This window comes from Paenibacillus sp. cl141a, assembly GCF_900109305.1.
GTDB classification, from domain to species: Bacteria; Bacillota; Bacilli; order Paenibacillales; family Paenibacillaceae; genus Paenibacillus_AQ; species Paenibacillus_AQ lautus_A.
Genome location: NZ_FNZO01000015.1, coordinates 80,635 through 97,484 on the forward strand (window position 1 = coordinate 80,635; position 16,850 = coordinate 97,484).

Below are 16,850 nucleotides of genomic sequence, written 5' to 3' on the forward strand. Positions count from 1 at the left end.
TATTGACTGAACTTAGAGGCTGGTTTCCTAAAAAATCCTTAATTATAAGATATGATTGGATAACCAAGATAATCAATGCATATAGAAAATACATATTGGATTTGTCTTTAAATTTCCGGCCAAGCAGCTTAATTATCATTGTAAATGCAATGGCATAGATAGTGATTATCCCAACAAGAATAAGAGCTAAGATCGATAAGTTCATATTATCAATCCCTTCCATTTATTGATAATTTCATTTTATCACAGTTAAGGTTTGTAACAAAATAATTTTAGTATTTTAGGAGTCTAAGTAGTGCCTACCTCGCCTTATACCGCTGTCTATATTCGCTCGGCAGCATGCCTGTCTGCTCTCGAAAAGTTCTGCTGAAATATTTCTCATCCTCGTATCCGGTTTGCTTAGCAATCCAGACAATTGGCCTGGCCGTCTGTTCCAGATATTCCCGCGCCTTATCGATCCGTACCTTGCGCAGATATTCATTGAAGGAATAGCCAACGATTTCTTTGAAACATTGATAGAAGTAGCTTCGGCTCAGATTGACCCGCTTCGCGACATCGATAGCGAATAACGGCAACTCAAGTTCGTCGTGCACGATTTTGACCGCGGTCATAATGCTGCCGCTCACTTCGGGGCTCAGCTGCAGGCTGCCTGACAGCGTTATCCCATTTTCCCTGAATTGTTTCAGCCAGTCCGCAACCTCCCGCCAGCACGTAAATGTGTCAGGCATCTTGATATCATCAGGTTGTATCGCTCTATAAAGCCGGTTCCAGTCAACCATACATCCATAGATCCATTGCATTAGCTTGGAGACGGGGATACGCAGTTTTTTCAATCGACTACAAAGCTTATCAAAGGCTTCATCGTCATGAACCCATGTGAAGGCGTGTAGTAATTCCTTCACTTTGGCTGTCTCTTCTTCTCCCGGTTCAGGATGTTCCGACAGCAGCTCCATGACGGACTTCTCCATCGGATAGGGCTCATTGCCGTCGCAGTCGTAGAAAAAATCTCTGCTCCGGTAGGCCCGTATTCGTTGAAGCAGCTCGGATGGAGATAAATCGGCTGTATGCCTTAGCCTTACCATATGCCATCCGGTGCTGCGCGTTCCGTCTGGAAGCGGCGGCAACGGGTTTTCTTCGTCATTGCCATGAGACTGAGACTCCTTGGCAAGATCCGTCAGCCACATCAGAATAGATCCATCCGATTCAGCTGTCCAGCCCAATGAAACGAAATCCGCTACCATTTTGCTTGTTAATGACTCATCCGGGTACGTCAGTAGCGCATAGGCCGTATCGCAAGAACAAGCCGCCACGATCGAATCCGACTCATTCTTGCCCTTCTGCTTCACTTCCACAATGCGCGAGTGAATGCGCTGAAACACTTCTTCGAACTGTTCCTTTTCAAGCTCTACCTTGGCAATGTAATCAATGGCACCCAATCGCAGTGCTTCCTGGATGTATTCAAAATCCTGATGAAGCGTCAGCACGGCGATCGCGATATTCGGATATTGCTTTCGCACAACCCGAATTAATTCGATGCCCGACATCACCGGCATGGCCAGATCGGTCATTAACAGATCCACCCGATTCGCTTTCAGAAAATCGAGCGCCTTCTCCCCGTTGGCAGCTTCGCCTACAACTTTCATTCCGAACGATTCCCATGGCAAAAAGGAGATCAGTCCCTTACGTACAAGCTTGTCGTCGTCTACGATGAGAACATGGATCATTTCGTTAAATCCTCCTCCTTGATTTGTATCGAAATGATGATGCGGGTACCTTTGCCAAGCTCGCTTGTTACCGTAAGACTCGCTTTCCCTTCGTAATGAAATTCTAACATTCGTTTGACGTAATTCAGTCCGATTCCCATTCCCACTCGATGGCGCTCAGTCTGTTCCTGCTCAAGCAATGCCTCAATCTTTTCCTCAGAGATCCCCCCGCCATTATCTCGAATTTCGATCTCAAGTCTGTCATTCTTTCTAACCACCACCTCGATTCTGCCGTTATCATCTAATCCGTGATACAGCGAGTTTTCAACCAACGGCTGCAGAATGAATCTAGGAACCGTCACTTCAAGTAATGCGTCGTCCACGTGAATATTGACATCGAACTGAAAATTGTATCGAATCTGCTGGAGAATGAGATATTGCTTCAGCGAGTCAATTTCATCCCTGATCGTCGCGACACTGTTGCCTTTGCGGAGATTGTAATAAAGCAGTTTGTTCAACGAAGTGACTAGCCTGTCGATCTCCTCCTGACCGTTCATAACGGCAAGCCAGTGCGCGGTATCCAGCGTATTCATCAGAAAATGCGGATTAATCTGATACTGAAGCTTCTCGATCTCCAGATCCGCTCTGCGCTTCTCCTTGGCCTTGACTTCAGAATACAGCTGCGTGATCTGAACCTTCATATGTTGAAATTGGTTTAACAACATCTCAAATTCCGGGATGCGCGATTGCGTGGCAGCCGCATTAAAATTGCTGCCCGCTATCGATTTGATCTCCTTATTAAAGCGCGACAGCGGCCGGTACACCATTTTCCATAGAAGCCAGCCAATCGTCAGACTGACTACAGCGAACAACAGCGCCAGCCCCAGCATCTGCATCATCCAGCGATTTTTCTCGCGGTTGTAGTCGGATTTCGCAATAAGCGAGACCACACTCCAGCCCTGATTGCTGACTTGTCGATACCAATAATAGTCGGACGTAATACCTGTTACCAGGGAAGGCGCTAGTGCGTCCGAAAAAAATGAATTTTCAGGAAAGACATCTTGAAGCTCGCTGTATGAAATTCTTCCGTTGTTGTCCAGAATTAAATGATTGGTATGCTTGCTGACTTCATCCAAATCAAGAATGCTCTGCGTCAGCTTGAAACCGGACTCAATGTAGACATAGGCATCTTCCCTCTCCGGCAAATCAACTTTTCGCAAGGCGGAAAGCACATATTGATTGTTGAATCGATCATTACTGATATGCGGTCCAAAATAGGTAATGCCATAATACGCTGCTATGATGGGAAGGTCATCGATATCGAATGGCTGTTTCATGCCTGTATTCTCAAAAAGAGTGGCCTGATCGTCGCGTAAATAATACAGCGTTAATCCGACATTGGGATTGGTGAACGTGATTAGATTCAGCTGGTTTTTGATTTCATCCGTCAGATAACTCCGGTCGTACGGCTGCTTGGCCATCAAAAACTTCTCAAGCTGCCTGCCGACATTCCCCTTAAAGGTCAGTTGTTGGGAAACGTGATTCAGATTGTTCAGCGTGTTCTCAAGCGACAATCGGACCTGCTTCAAATTGCTTTGAATGCCGGATTGCAGCTTCGTATTCAGAATGGATGTAATGGTGTTGTATGAAAGATAGCAGGTGCAGATGAAAGGGATCAATGTTGCTGCGGCAAACAGTAAAAGAATTCGATTTTTCAAGGTCAATCGCTTCAGGCGGGACTTCCAATCCTTTTCCGGTTTCATCGTTTCATCCCCATCGATTACTTAGTGAAGTTTCTGTAAACTCGGGCTCCCCATATCGTTTCTCAGGGCCCTAGATCTCATTGAAAATGGCTCCTCCTTTCTTTGAATCATATGGTCTATGACGTGCATAATCAGAAACAGGCGAAAAAATCCTTCTAGAATATAACACAAAAAAAACGGATTATTGAGCAAAGATTTCAATCAATCAGGTGCCAAAGCCGTTATCGTTCAAATGAAAAAATCACGGGTAGACAAATGTCTTCTCCTTAGTGGGTGAAATGTCCAACCACCCGCAACAGCCGTGAATTTTTGTACATATGACCCCCTCATTTGGAAACCACCTTCTATCCATGTAGGCGGTTTCATTGTGTTAGAGTTAAATGGTTCATACGAATAGTTATTCCATTCATCTGAAAGAAGGGGTGTAATTATGAAAAACAAGTCAAAAACGTTAGCGCTTTTTCTGGCCTGTTTTCTCGTTCTAGCAGCTTGCAGCAATCCAACGAATAACACGCCGGCTGCACCGGAGAAAAGCGCGGAGTCCAGCGAACCCGCCGATCCATTTGGCCGCTACGAAGAACCTGTCCAGATCAGCATCAGTATTGAAATCGATCCCACCGATAATGAATTGCCCCCTGGCGACACGCCGCTCAACAATCAATACACTCGTCAAATTAAGGAAGCGCTTAATGTGGACGTCGATCATCAATTCGCTGCCTCCGGCCAGAATCTTCGTCAGAGAATTAGTCTCGCCATTGCAAGTAACGATTTGCCGGATGCTATGGTCGTCAATGCCGTTGAGCTGCGCCAATTGGTCGAAGCCGACCAAATTGCCGATTTAACGGAGGTGTATGAGCAATATGCATCCCCGGATATAAAGACAATCATTGAAAACACCAACGGTGCTGCCTTGGATGCGGTAACATTCGATGGCAAAATCATGGCCCTTCCGGGTGTGCAAGCCAATGCAGATGGCATTCACCTCTTGTGGATCCGGCAGGACTGGCTGGATAAGCTGAACCTTGAACCGCCAACCACGATGGCAGAACTTGAGGAAGTCGCCCGTGCTTTCGTCGAAAAAGATCCTGATGGTAACGGTCAGCGTGATACGATTGGGATCACCGGACCGGAAAGTGGCGGCAAGCTGTATGCGAACTTCCTTGAGTCGAAGAACAATTTATACGGTTTTGACGCAATTTTCTCCGCGCATGACTCCTTCCCTGGATACTGGCTCGAGGGCGAGGATGGCAGCCCTGTATACGGCTCAATCCTGCCGGAGACTCGTGAGGCGTTAGCTAGTTTAAGAGATTTGTATTCCAAAGGACTAATTGATCCAGAGATGGGTGTTCGTAACAAAGCGGATGAGCCCATTATCGCCGGAAAATCCGGAATGTTCTTTGCGCCATGGTGGATGGCTTACGGCCCGCTAACCAATGCCGTAAAAAATGATGCCGAAGCCAATTGGCAGGCTTATGCTCTGCCTTTGAATCAAAATGGCGAATTTAGACCACATGCTGCTACACCTTCTACTGAGTTTGTGGTGGTTCGGAAAGATTACGAGCATCCGGAAGTTCCTATGAAATTGCTAAACAATTTGTTTAAAAACGAGCAAGAGAACACCTTTGACCCGAGCAAAGGCGGTCCTGGTTACTACCCGCTCCGCGTGGTATACGCACCATCCGACGAAATTGAATTTACAGTCAAAGCCCTCCGTGATGTGCTGGCAGGCAATAAAACCGCCGAGGATTTTGCAAATGACAAGGCCTACAAACTGCTGCCTTCGGACATCGCAAGCATCAAGACGATCAAAAACGAGCCTTACGATTCTATGGATCTTTCAACATGGAACCCTGAAGCGAACTGGGGAGCATGGACTCGGGCGTACTCTATCATGGTGGGCGGCAGGCCGCTGGTTGATACCGAGTTTGAGGAGGTGCCCAGTCTTCTGTATGAACAGACGCCGTTAATGGAGAGCCGTTGGGTGAATCTGCGCAAGTTAGAGGACGAGACTTTCCTGCGCATCATCATGGGTGCGGCTCCACTGGAGACTTTCGACTCCTTCGTCGAGAACTGGAAACGTCAAGGCGGCGACCAGATTACCCAGGAGGTCAAGGACGCGCTTGCGCAGTGATCTTATGGTCATACTACGAACCACATAGCCAGAGCTCCCGGCACCCGTCAGGAGCTCTGGAACACTCGATGCAGGATTCGGGGAAGGGAGTGCTGTCATGCGTATGAAAGGCTTCGCCAAACATTATTATCTGATGCTGATCCCGGGATTTCTATGGCTGTTCGTCTTCAGCATCGTACCGATGTTCGGCATCATCATTTCGTTCCAATATTTTAATCCAGGCAAAGGTATCCTGGGCTCGGATTGGGCAGGGCTTGAGCACTTCAAGTATATGTTATTGCTGAAGGATACGCAGGAAGTCTTCAGCAATACGCTTGTGATCGCGTCCATGAAGATTGTCGCCAATCTGATTGCGCCTCTGTTGTTTGCACTCATGCTCAATGAGCTGCGTCTGATGATTCTCAGACGCTGGATTCAGACCATCGTCTATCTGCCCCACTTTTTGTCTTGGGTTATTCTGGGGGGCATTGTACTTGATCTGTTCTCCTATAACGGACCCGTCAATCAACTGACTGCCTTGTTCGGATTCCAGCCCAAGCTGTTCTTTGCCGATTCCCAGCTGTTTCCGTTCCTCGTTGTCGGCAGTGACGTCTGGAAGGAATTCGGTTTTGGCACTATTATCTATCTTGCCGCGCTTACCGGGATCAACCCCGCACTGTACGAAGCTGCCAACATCGATGGCGCAGGACGCTGGAGAAGTCTCTGGCACATCACGCTGCCCGGGATCCGCACGACAGCCGTATTGCTTACGGTTCTCAGCTTGGGTAATGTGCTTAACGCGGGCTTTGACCAGATCTTCAATCTGTACAACCCTCTTGTCTATTCTACTGGTGATATTATTGACACCTGGGTCTATCGTACAGGTTTGCTCAACCTGCAATATGAACTTGCGACCGCAGTCGGCCTGCTGAAGTCCGTTGTGGGCTTCCTGCTGATATCCGTCTCGTATTATCTGGCTTACCGTTTTGTTAACTATCGCATATTCTAAGGATTCATCCTGTTGCAGATATAAACCCATCCCATTCCAACTAGAGTAGGAGGTGCTGACCGTGGTCAGAGACCGGACGTTCGGCAACCGTGTGACGGATATTATACTGATTGTTGTCCTGATAGGCATTACTTTGTCATGCATCCTGCCGATCTGGTACACCCTCTCCCTTTCGCTTAGCTCCAACTCTGCCGCTGCGGCCGGTAAGGTCTGGCTATGGCCGGTCGATTTCAATCTCAACGCATATGCCCAGATTCTCAATGATCAACAGTTCTTCCGGTCCTTCTGGACCTCGACCCAGCGAGTGCTGCTGGGAGTTATGCTCAATTTTATCATGGTTGTGCTCATGTCTTACCCGCTCTCGCGGACTGCGAAAGAGTTCAAGGGGCGCAATGTATTCATGTGGATTCTCATTTTCACGATGTTGTTCAACGGGGGGCTGATCCCGCTGTATCTGACAGTCAAAGAGCTCAACATGCTGAACAGCATCTGGGCACTTGTCCTGGTCGGCGGCGCGCAGACACTTGTCTTCAACGTCATCCTCACGATGAACTTCTTTCGCAACCTGCCCAAGGAGCTGGATGAAGCTGCCCTTGTCGACGGCGCGGGACCATGGTACATCCTGTTCAAGATCTACATCCCGCTGGCCGTGCCAGTGCTGGCGACCGTCTCGTTGTTCAGTATCGTGTATCACTGGAATGAATTCTTGTACGGTCTGATCTTCATGTCCCGTGAGCAATTCTATCCACTCCAAACGTATATCCAGCAGCTTGTCGTCTCGGTCGATCCCTCGACGATGTCCGAGGACCAGTATCGTCGCTTGTCTGAGTTATCCAACCGGACACTCGATGCTGCCAAGATCTTCATTGCGATGCTGCCTGTCCTCATCGTCTATCCGTTCCTCCAGCGCTTCTTCATTCACGGGATTACGCTGGGTTCAGTCAAAGAGTAGCTCCTCCACCCATGACGGCGGCTTTTAGAGATCCGTACCATTTTCTTTTCATTTATATATAAACATACTGAAAATATGCGCCGGGATACGTATCATTACTTCCATCGCATGTACAATGTTTATCCTATGTACAGACAACCTCATTATCTTGGTTGTCTTTTTTTAATTCTACTAATATCCCCTTAATGGCTGACCTTCGTATGGTTCTCCGTGTGTTAATTGCTTCTACTCCAAATCACCTCCTCTTCCTGAGGGCGGCTCATCGTAAATTTCACGTAAAACGCAATGCATTGTCATAAGTTCACAACATGAATTTGTTATTTTATAACGGTAATCAAGAACGCTACGAATTAGAAATTCAGAAAACGAACATTAGGCCGACCCATCCGCTTTCAAGAAAATCAAGAATTTTGGTCCTCACATCGTTCAAACACACCAGAAAGGAATTGTTAATAATGAAAACGATCGGTATCGTGAAAGAAAATTTGTTGTTTATTCTTGGACTTGGCGCATTAGCTTTAGTGAGACCCATAATGAAAATGACGGGGATCATGGATCTGATCGGACAACAATTTGGCAGCATGCTCATGACGATTCTTATTTCCTTAGCTTGGCTCGTTATCGTTTTAATTAAGAAACCCGCTTTTCCGATGGTCATTCTTATTTTTGCGGGTATGAGTTATGCCTTATATGCCGTCATCCTCAGCGGCTTAGTCTCTCCACTTCTTGATGGAAAATTACAAGGTCCATTAACTAACCCGTTTGCACTCGTAAGTGTCTTCGCTATAAATGCCATTTGGGGATTCATCGTTGGATTCATTGCCAAAACCCTTCGTCGTTAACGTTTGATATAACTGTTATCTCTTCCCACCATCTCTCGAATCCTTGACGTTGTCATTGTCATCGGCGTTGACGTCAGCAACTTCAGAGAAACGGAATATGTAACGGAAAACGGCCATCTCCGCCCCTATCGGACGGAAATGGCCGTTTATGTCTGTACCTCGGCGCCCTTAGCGTCAGCTCGCCTTCGCGAGTTTCGTGCTGCGAACCGATGCCACAGCGTATACAACGAGCGCTGTCCAGATAAGCGCGAAGCCGATAAGCAGAACCGGCGAGACCGATTCCTTGAACACGAATACGCTCAGTAACAGCATGATCGTCGGCCCGATGTATTGTACGAAGCCGAGCGTGGATAGCGCCATTCGGGCGGCCGCCCGCGCAAAGAAGAGCAGCGGCAGCGCCGTTACCACGCCGGAAAGAAGCAGCTCGACGAACACCGGCGCAGGCAGCGTCCATGCCGTCGTCTTGCCCACGGCGGCCAAATAGATCCAGTAACCGAGGGCGACGGGCAGGATTACAGCCGTCTCCGACAACAAGCCTACAGAAGCGTCCTGCACGATCTTTTTCTTCGCGAGGCCGTACAAGCCAAACGACACGGCCAACGAGATCGCGACCCACGGGAACCGCCCGTAGTCGATGGCGATGATGAGCACCGCCGCGCCAGCAATGGCAATCCCGAGCCATTGGCCGCGGTTAGGCTTTTCACGAAGGAAGACGACCGCTAACAGTACGTTCAGCAACGGATTCAAATAATAGCCGAGACTCGTCTCGACAACATGGCCGTTGTTGACCGCCCAGATGAAGATGAGCCAATTCGCGGCGATCAGCAGTCCGCTGGCGGCAAGCGACAGCAGGAGCGATCGGCTAGCCGCAACCCGCTTCATGTCACCCCAGCGTCGCTGGACGGCAACGAGAATACCCATGAAGACGAACGACCAGACAACCCGATGCGACAGAATTTCGCCTGCCGGCACATTGTCAAACAACTTCCAATAAAGCGGGAGAACCCCCCACATGATATACGCGATAATAGCGTTAACCAACCCATTGTTCATTATGATTTCTCCTCTTCTAGCTCCGATGTCTTAACGGATTATACGCCTCGATCCTCTCTTAAGTAAAGAACATAATTCGTGTCATTGATTATTTTTCCAAAATAGGTTATTTTATAGACAGCTTAGCGATAAGCAAGTTCCTATCACGAAGGGAGATGTGTTTTAATGGCGACTACTTATATGGTGGTTTGGTCTTAAAACTGAATAGCAGGCATACGGGAATAAAGCGGGGCAACGCCCGTATTATTTGGTGTGCCATTCAAAGTAACCTTTCGTGAATATTGCTGTTTGCGAGATACGATGAAGGTCGTATCTTTTTTGCGTTCTGATGCCGCGCGACAGCAGCTTCTTTTTGAGGCTGCTTGTCCGTGGCATTTTTGCGTCCAAAAACAACATTAAAGGAGCTAACAAAAAAAACATGATGGATTTAAAAACTTATGGCTACACACAAATAGAAGCAATGCAAGGCGGCTTATTGCCCGGCAACGGTTCATTGCCGCGTGAACGGTGGGAGCATGACGTGGCCCAGCAGCATGAGAACAAGTATGTCCAGGATAAAACCAGCTACCTCATCGACAAGAGAGCACAAAACAAAACGAACGCCATGTGGAGCAAACAAACGAAAAAAAAACGGAGGATGGAAAATATGAATATTCATTTCGAAACGCTGATCAATGCCTTGAGCCGACAGTTCAAGAAGGATATCATCTCGGCCGACTGCCAAACCAAGCCGTTACAGGGCGGAACCGTGGGAAATGTGTACCTGGTAACGGGGATTGCCAATACCGCGGATGGCGTAAAATTGCCGTACCGTATCGTGCTCAAAATCCAGCAGAAATGGGAGCGTTACAGCGATCCGGGTTCATGGCGCAGGGAATATGATCTTTATGCGTCTGACTTGGGAGCGACGTTCTCGGATGCCTTCCGCTGGCCGACATGTTATCACGCCGAGATCAATGCCGAAGAAAATGAATTCCAGCTGTGGCTGGAATATATCGATGGCGTAACCGGATTAGATTTGACCGATGACATGTATGAACAGGCCGCGCTGGAGTTAGGGCGCTATCAAGGCAAGTTGTATGCGGAGCAGCCCGCTGTGCTGCAAAGCCTGACCAACCTGAGCCATGCGGATCTCATGAAGAATACGTATCTCCATTACCGGTCTTGGCCGGTCGTCTACGATTATATACGCTCGGAGAACTGCGAATTCCCGCAGCACGTTCGGCAAATGCTCATTGACATCGATGAACATGCAGACGAGATTCTCGACCGCATCGAAAAATTGCCCCTCGTGCTTTGCCACCGGGACTTCTGGGTGACCAACCTGATCTATGCCGATGGAAAAATCGCACTCATTGACTGGGATACATCCGGATGGGGCTACCTGGGCGAGGACCTCGCAAGCCTGATTGCGGATGAAGCGGATATCGATCACATGGTCGAAAACTACCAGCGATGTGTCCCCGCGTATTACCAAGGCTTTTCGGAATATGCGGATGTCCCCCCTATCGCCAATCATTGCGTCTACGAGCTGATCCTTCTCAGCTTCGGATACAGGCTTGTGGAGTGGTATCTCCACACAGAGGACGGTGACGAAAAGACGAAGCATGTCCGTACGCTCCAAAAAATCTATGAAATGAAGACCACCCCTGTACTGGGTTGACTCTAAAAAAGAACTCCGAAAACCCTTGAATGTAGTGGGTTTTCGGAGTTTCTTTCATAACTCCCATTCGATCGTTGCCGGCAGCTAGCTCGTGATGACGAGATAATCATCTAATCGGCCAAGTGATCATCTCATATTGCTATATCATACAGGTTTAAAAGGGCCGGTTCTTTCACTTTGATTTTATTGGCGATAATCTTTCCTTTCAGTTCGATCTCCGCTTGATCCGGACGGCTGCCCAAATACTCAAAGACTGCGCCGGATAACTCCTTAGTCGTTCTTCCTTTTTCAAGGAATACTTTGTAGGAATAACCGACTTCATCTCCCGGGTGAAGCTGGAGCGAGTCAGCCTCAAGCTGTGCTTTGTCTAGCTGCACGACCAGATTCGGATCGCTATACTTCATCAGCTCGCTGCTGTGTTTGAAATATAAGTTGCCAAAATCGTCCTGGGCCAGTTTTTCCGCATTGCATCTACCGTCCCTCCGGGCAGCAGCACACGCGCCGGAAAAGCCTCGTTATCCACTCTTTCAGCACATCGGACAGCAAACCGAACATCCCTAGTCGAGATTTTGAGGCGCATGGGTCATGGAGAAGCACTGGACCTCGGCATGCCGTCTCCGTCCTAAGACGGAGACGAAAACCATTCTGCCGTCCCTCACTTCTTCTCTTCGTAATAAGTTATCGTTATATTAACGCCTGTTGATGTACCGTTAAACAGCCAATGAATACATACTCTCTTTTCCATTTAAACACGCAACAGCAAAAACCTAGTTCAAACTGAAAGGGGCAAGCATGATGAAGCTGATTTATCAATTAGAGCATGTGAATAAAACATACAAAAAAGGAAAGGTTGTCGCCAATCAAAACATAAGCTTCGACGTTCAACAAGGGGAAATTCTCGGTTTGCTCGGTCCGAATGGAGCGGGGAAATCTACGCTAATCAAACAGATGGTAGGCCACCTTGCTCCCACCTCAGGTTCGGTACGCTATAAAGGAACCAGTGTGCAGACACAAACAAAGCGAGTTGCCCAGGAGGTCGCCTACTACTCACAAGAGCCTCACGCCCTGACCAGTTTAAGAACGTGGGAAGCTTTGTATTTTACAGGAAGATTGCGTGGGTTGACGAAGGAATCCGCCTTAAAGCAAACAGAAGAATTGTTGGAACGCTTTGGTATGCTAGACCTCCGTCATAAGCTGTTGAAAAACGTTTCCGGCGGACAAAAGCGTTTAATCGGGATCGGTACTTGCTTGATCGGTTTTTCCCCCGTCATGATCCTGGATGAACCGACCAATGAACTAGATCCTAAAAAGAGAAGGCTCGTATGGGATCTGATTCAGGAACGCAATCGCCAAGGAGTAACCGTAATCTTGGTAACGCACAACGTGCTGGAGGCCGAACAGGTCGTGGATAGAGTTGCTGTCGTAAACCACGGCAAGCTATTGGCCATCGATCATGTCGGTGTCTTAAAACAAAGGGTCGATCAGCGGATGAAGCTGGAAATTACGACTTCCTTTGGCGAGAGCGATAATGTTTGCCGAAGCTTAAGCGCTCTGGGACAGTGGACGAAAACGGGAGAAAACCGAATCCGGACACTGATTGAGAAGCAAAACGCCAGCTACGCGATCGACTGCCTGACTGAGCAGCAATTACCAATTGAAGAATATTCGTTGGTCCCTCCGAATCTTGAAGATGTCTATTTTCATATTGATGACGATCAGGATAAACCTGCCAAAGCGGAGGTGGTCTGAACATGGAAAAGATAAAACCATCCATGCAAAGCCATGACTTGCAACTGCAGGAAGCGGTCTTTCTCCAAGGGCACGAGCAGCAGAGCATAATCCAGCGCAGAATCACAGAATGGCTGATCTTAGCCCGCATTCAATTTACAATCATTCGTGAGGCATGGGTTTGGATTTTCATCATGGCATGCATGTTCCCGTTAACAACGCTGTTGTTTCTCAAATTCTTTACGGTTGACCCCACGCCGGCTGTCATGACACGTATTATTACGGGGAACATGCTTTTCGGCTTAATTGTCATGGGACTCAATTCCATGGCTCAGGAGATATCTTGGCAGAAGCATCAAGGCCATTTCACGTACTATTCGTCTCTGCCGATAGCCAAGGTAAACTTCATCTTCGCCAATTTGCTGCGTGGATTGATTATGAGCGTACCGTCTTTTATTATCCTGGCCTTGATTGGTCAACTTGCTTATGGCATTCAATTCCACTACAGCTGGGGACTTGTCCCTGTATTGCTGCTCACCGTCTTTAGCGTGGTTGGTGCGGGTGTACTGATCGGCTTCTGGTCACCTAGCCATCAATTGACCAACATGCTGGTCCAGGCGTTGATGATGTTCATCTCGTTTTTGACGCCTGTCATGGTGGATATGGATCAATTGCCCAAGATCTTGCAATGGTTCTCTTATATCTTCCCAACCACTTACGCCGCCGAGGCCATGCGGGAGGTATTGATATCGGGCTGGTCCGGCTCTGTCGCCTGGAACACGCTTGTTCTCTTGTTATTCTCGCTGATCTCCATCATATTGATCTTGAAAAAAGTTGATTGGCGTGTTGAGAAGTAAAGAAAAGTTCTCCTTGTAAACGGTCGTTGACTAACAACCTCAACGAAAATAGATAATCACAAGCAGAACAAAGTCGCCTTTACCGGCGACTCTGGACACCAACTTGTACTGTCAAAGCAAAAAAGCCGCTAAAATGAACTTAACCCTGTCAAGTAGACAGCCTTAAAAAGCAGCCTTAAGCAACCTTAGTTCGGTACTCAACCGGACTAAGGTTGCTTAGTTTTTGTTGAAAACGTTCGTGGTTGTAAAAATGGATATATTGTTCAATTGCCATAATAAGCTCTTCCTCGGTCGAGAACGTGGCGAGTCGAAAACATTCCGACTTCAGGTGTCCAAAGAAGCTCTCGATACAGGCGTTATCCCAACAGTTTCCCTTACGCGACATACTCACTTTCATTTTCTTACGCTTCAAAAAGGCATGGTACTCTTTGTGGGTATACTGGAAGCCTTGGTCGCTATGGAGCAGTAGGTTGGTTACTTTGCGTTGATGTACAGCTGCTTGTACGGTCTCCAGCACAAGCTTTAAATTGTTGTGGCGTCCGATCCGAAAGGCAACCACCTCGTTGTTGTACAGGTCAAAAATAACCGACAGGTACAGAAAGCGAGAGCCGATTGGCAGATAGGTCACATCGGTGACCCATTTCGTATTAGGTGCCGTGGCGTTGAAATCCCGATTTAGCACATGGGTTGAGGTAATCCCTGCTTCCCATCGGCCGAAGTATGGCTTCCTCCGCCTAATGCGCGCACGAATCCCCAGTTCTTTCATCAGTCGGTACACACGCTTGTGGTTGACGTTCAAACCAAAGGTTTTCTTTAGCCAGACACGAACCCGTGGGTATCCGTAAATGCCCTTTAACTGGGTATGGCACTCTAGAATTTTCTCTTTCAGAGCCTGCTCTTCGATCTGTTTGGGCGTTGGATTATTCTTTCTGGCTGCCCATTTGTAGTAACTACTTCGAGCGATACCTGCCAGTTCACATAGACAAGGCCACGGGGTAGTTGCTGGTTAGCGTTTCGATGGCTTGGTAGGTTTGACGTCGCTTTGCTCTTGCCCCCTTTGCAGTTCCCATAGCTTTTTTAGCAAGGCATTTTCCGCTCTCAGCCGCAGGACTTCTTCCTCCAAGGTTTTGGCCTTCTTCGGTCTCCCGTTCTTCGAACCCGTCGAGGTGCCTCTTTTTTCCTTGAGCCCCTCAATTCCTTCCCGCTCGTTGTGAGCTACCCATCTTTGAACCATCCTATCATCGATGCCCAAGGTCTTGGCTACCGTCTTGTAGCCAAGACCTTCCTCCAGGAACATCGCAACAGCCTTGCGCTTGAATTCGATGTCATATGTCTTTCGTATTTCGCCCATGAAAAAAATCCCCTCCAAGTAGACTTTAATGCGCTTTTTACACACTGACTACTTAAAGGGGATAAGTTCAAAATAGCGGCTTTTAATGGGAGCATGTCGCAGTTCCTCTGCCCGAAATTTCATAAACGTGAGCAATGTAAGTTCCAAATGGTATCTGTTATTTGGACGTGATCTTAACAGCTAATCACCGTGTCTTCATTCCAAAATTCTTTTACTTCGTCTAATATTTCAGAAGCAGGCGTTATGGTGGCCTCGAAAATCGTTCTACCTGTTTTCCTTAAATAATATTGGATTAGATAATATCCGCACGCGTATCCGGCACTATATGGCATGTTGACCGGTTTAGAGTTATGTAGTTTGGCGATCTCGTCACCATAAAGATACGGAGCAATATTATCAAAACCCGTTAAATGCAATTGCTCTTTAAGCACTGGCTTTATGCGCCTGTTCAGTGTTTCTGCGTCTGTTTTCGTTACCCAAGGGCCGAGCAATTCTTCTCCAAACATGAACGTAGCGTAATTTTCGGCTAATCCTTCACTTACAATGAGCTCGCCCAAATGAACGGTGTGATCCCACTGAATAAATTGATATCGCACATTATGGTTGCATTCGTGCGCGAGCGCAGCCTTCATTCGAGGAATCGTGTAGGCATTTGGCAAGATTGTACCCCAGATATACCCGGGAATGCCCCCAAAACCGCTATAACCTTCGTTTATGGTTAAGGCACGGCTTTCCGGATTCCCAAGTTGAATAGTAAACAAATATTCAGAAACAGGGAGGTTTATTTCATGTTCCATAAATAGTTGGAGGCTTTTCCTTACGGCATGCTCACACTCTAACCAAAAAGAATCTGAAGAAATCAACTCTACCTCATGTGATACCTGCGGGGTAATCTGATCAGGAGATCGATGCATTATGCTATTAAACGTAATTACATCAAAACCGTTAGCCTCTTCCGCTCGAAAAGGGATCTGTTGAATATGCCATTGTTTCATAAAGGGAGCCATCATTTCATTTCTGAATAATTCAAGCTTTTCCTCGGGCGAAGCTTGGGCAACTTTTTGATAAATATGGTCTGAACGCAATGTTCTTATGTTCATTTCTTTCACTCCTAGTTATGTATTCATAGAGAGACTTATGTACGGGCTACGATCGATTTCTAACCGTAATACATAAACATCATATTTGAATAGAAGACAACGAGGATATGCCGATTATAGATATATTCATTTATTACCTCTTCCTGCCCGTTTCTTCATTTGAAAAGGGAGCAGCTGCTGGCGCAGTCTGCTCCTCTTCATTCAACTCGTTCCAGTTTATTTTTGGTAACGCAATCGAACCACATGAAGGATTCTAATTATTTTATCCCGTCCGTAAACGTCATTATTTTGTCCGAGATTTCTTTTGGATGAGAACGATATAAATAATGTCCCGCGTCCAATAAAACCAATTCTCCATGTACAGATTCCTCTAATTGCTTCTCCAGTCACCCAGTTTTTCGGTTTTCCCTGCTTTCTGATCTCCTCCGCTTTAGCTCTACATTGTTCAATCACCGATTGTGGAATCATTTTAAGAGCGATCGTAATTCCTAAAGGCACGATGATCAAATCATCAAGATAACCTAAAACGGGAATGAAATCCGGTATCAAATCGATCGGACTGAAAGCATAGGCAACCACTAACACCGCAAACAACTTTGCGTACCACGGTACTCTTGGATCTTTATAGGCCAGGAACAAAACAAAAACATTTCGTTTAATTTCTCTTGCCTTATCCTTTGCTTTTGTTAGAACCTTCGCTTCTCTCATAAAGACCTCCA

General features: G+C 47.2%; 14 protein-coding genes and 1 pseudogene. 7 read left to right on the top strand and 8 right to left on the bottom strand.

Translation table 11 applies throughout. The annotated features are described in order from the left end of the window. Positions 1-299: 299 nt before the first annotated feature. Both BMX45_RS28125 and BMX45_RS28130 read right to left on the bottom strand, forming a co-directional pair. Positions 300-1,724 carry a response regulator transcription factor gene (locus tag BMX45_RS28125; protein ID WP_090913769.1) on the bottom strand — a complete coding sequence of 475 codons (1,425 nt, stop codon included), beginning with the start codon at positions 1,722-1,724 and terminating at the stop codon, positions 300-302. Continuing rightward, positions 1,721-3,466, bottom strand: a complete 1,746-nt coding sequence (locus BMX45_RS28130) for a sensor histidine kinase (RefSeq protein ID WP_090913771.1) — start codon at positions 3,464-3,466, stop codon at positions 1,721-1,723. The genes BMX45_RS28125 and BMX45_RS28130 overlap by 4 nt, the downstream gene beginning before the upstream one ends. Before the next feature lie 430 nt (positions 3,467-3,896). Between BMX45_RS28130 and BMX45_RS28135 the strand changes: the two genes are divergently transcribed. The 4 genes from BMX45_RS28135 to BMX45_RS28150 all read left to right on the top strand — a co-directional run bounded on the left by BMX45_RS28135 (position 3,897) and on the right by BMX45_RS28150 (position 8,379). After that, positions 3,897-5,597, top strand: coding sequence for an extracellular solute-binding protein (locus BMX45_RS28135; protein ID WP_090913773.1), 1,701 nt, complete (start codon positions 3,897-3,899; stop codon positions 5,595-5,597). Positions 5,598-5,694: 97 nt separating this feature from the next. Further along, entirely contained in the window at positions 5,695-6,585 is an 891-nt protein-coding gene (locus BMX45_RS28140; protein WP_009590468.1) for an ABC transporter permease, read from the top strand. Positions 6,586-6,646: 61 nt separating this feature from the next. After that, complete coding sequence (locus BMX45_RS28145) at positions 6,647-7,537, top strand: carbohydrate ABC transporter permease (protein ID WP_015735575.1); 891 nt, start codon at positions 6,647-6,649, stop codon at positions 7,535-7,537. Positions 7,538-7,845: 308 nt separating this feature from the next. Then, entirely contained in the window at positions 7,846-8,379 is a 534-nt protein-coding gene (locus BMX45_RS28150) for a hypothetical protein (protein WP_254778323.1), read from the top strand. Positions 8,380-8,553: 174 nt separating this feature from the next. Here BMX45_RS28150 and rarD read toward each other — a convergent pair whose 3' ends face one another. Then, positions 8,554-9,432, bottom strand: a complete 879-nt coding sequence (gene rarD / locus BMX45_RS28155) for an EamA family transporter RarD (RefSeq protein WP_090913777.1) — start codon at positions 9,430-9,432, stop codon at positions 8,554-8,556. Between the two features lie 646 nt (positions 9,433-10,078). Here rarD and BMX45_RS28160 point away from each other — a divergent pair. Further along, positions 10,079-11,095, top strand: coding sequence for a phosphotransferase (locus BMX45_RS28160; RefSeq protein ID WP_090913779.1), 1,017 nt, complete (start codon positions 10,079-10,081; stop codon positions 11,093-11,095). Positions 11,096-11,226: 131 nt separating this feature from the next. On the opposite strand, the gene BMX45_RS28165 is transcribed toward BMX45_RS28160, so the two are convergent. Next, a complete protein-coding gene (locus BMX45_RS28165) occupies positions 11,227-11,499 on the bottom strand; it encodes a hypothetical protein (RefSeq protein ID WP_254778324.1) in 273 nt (90 codons plus the stop codon). 388 nt (positions 11,500-11,887) lie between these two features. On the opposite strand from BMX45_RS28165, the gene BMX45_RS28170 reads away from it, so the two are divergent. Both BMX45_RS28170 and BMX45_RS28175 read left to right on the top strand, forming a co-directional pair. After that, on the top strand, positions 11,888-12,844 hold the full coding sequence (locus BMX45_RS28170; RefSeq protein WP_175495227.1) for an ABC transporter ATP-binding protein: 957 nt from the start codon (positions 11,888-11,890) through the stop codon (positions 12,842-12,844). A 2-nt stretch (positions 12,845-12,846) separates the two neighbouring features. After that, positions 12,847-13,680 (top strand): ABC transporter permease, encoded by an 834-nt coding sequence (locus BMX45_RS28175; protein ID WP_090913784.1) that lies wholly within the window; start codon positions 12,847-12,849, stop codon positions 13,678-13,680. Positions 13,681-13,855: 175 nt separating this feature from the next. Here the strand turns inward: BMX45_RS28175 and BMX45_RS28180 are convergent, their stop codons facing one another. From BMX45_RS28180 to BMX45_RS28195, 4 genes and pseudogenes are all read right to left on the bottom strand, one after another. Continuing rightward, complete coding sequence (locus BMX45_RS28180) at positions 13,856-14,653, bottom strand: IS3 family transposase (RefSeq protein WP_139212504.1); 798 nt, start codon at positions 14,651-14,653, stop codon at positions 13,856-13,858. A 33-nt stretch (positions 14,654-14,686) separates the two neighbouring features. Next, entirely contained in the window at positions 14,687-15,031 is a 345-nt protein-coding gene (locus BMX45_RS28185) for a transposase (protein ID WP_090913788.1), read from the bottom strand. Positions 15,032-15,204: 173 nt separating this feature from the next. Beyond that, complete coding sequence (locus BMX45_RS28190) at positions 15,205-16,131, bottom strand: DUF2268 domain-containing putative Zn-dependent protease (protein ID WP_090913790.1); 927 nt, start codon at positions 16,129-16,131, stop codon at positions 15,205-15,207. A gap of 381 nt (positions 16,132-16,512) precedes the next feature. Next, positions 16,513-16,839: pseudogene (locus BMX45_RS28195) on the bottom strand (YkvA family protein); the annotation flags it as partial. Positions 16,840-16,850 lie beyond the last annotated feature (11 nt).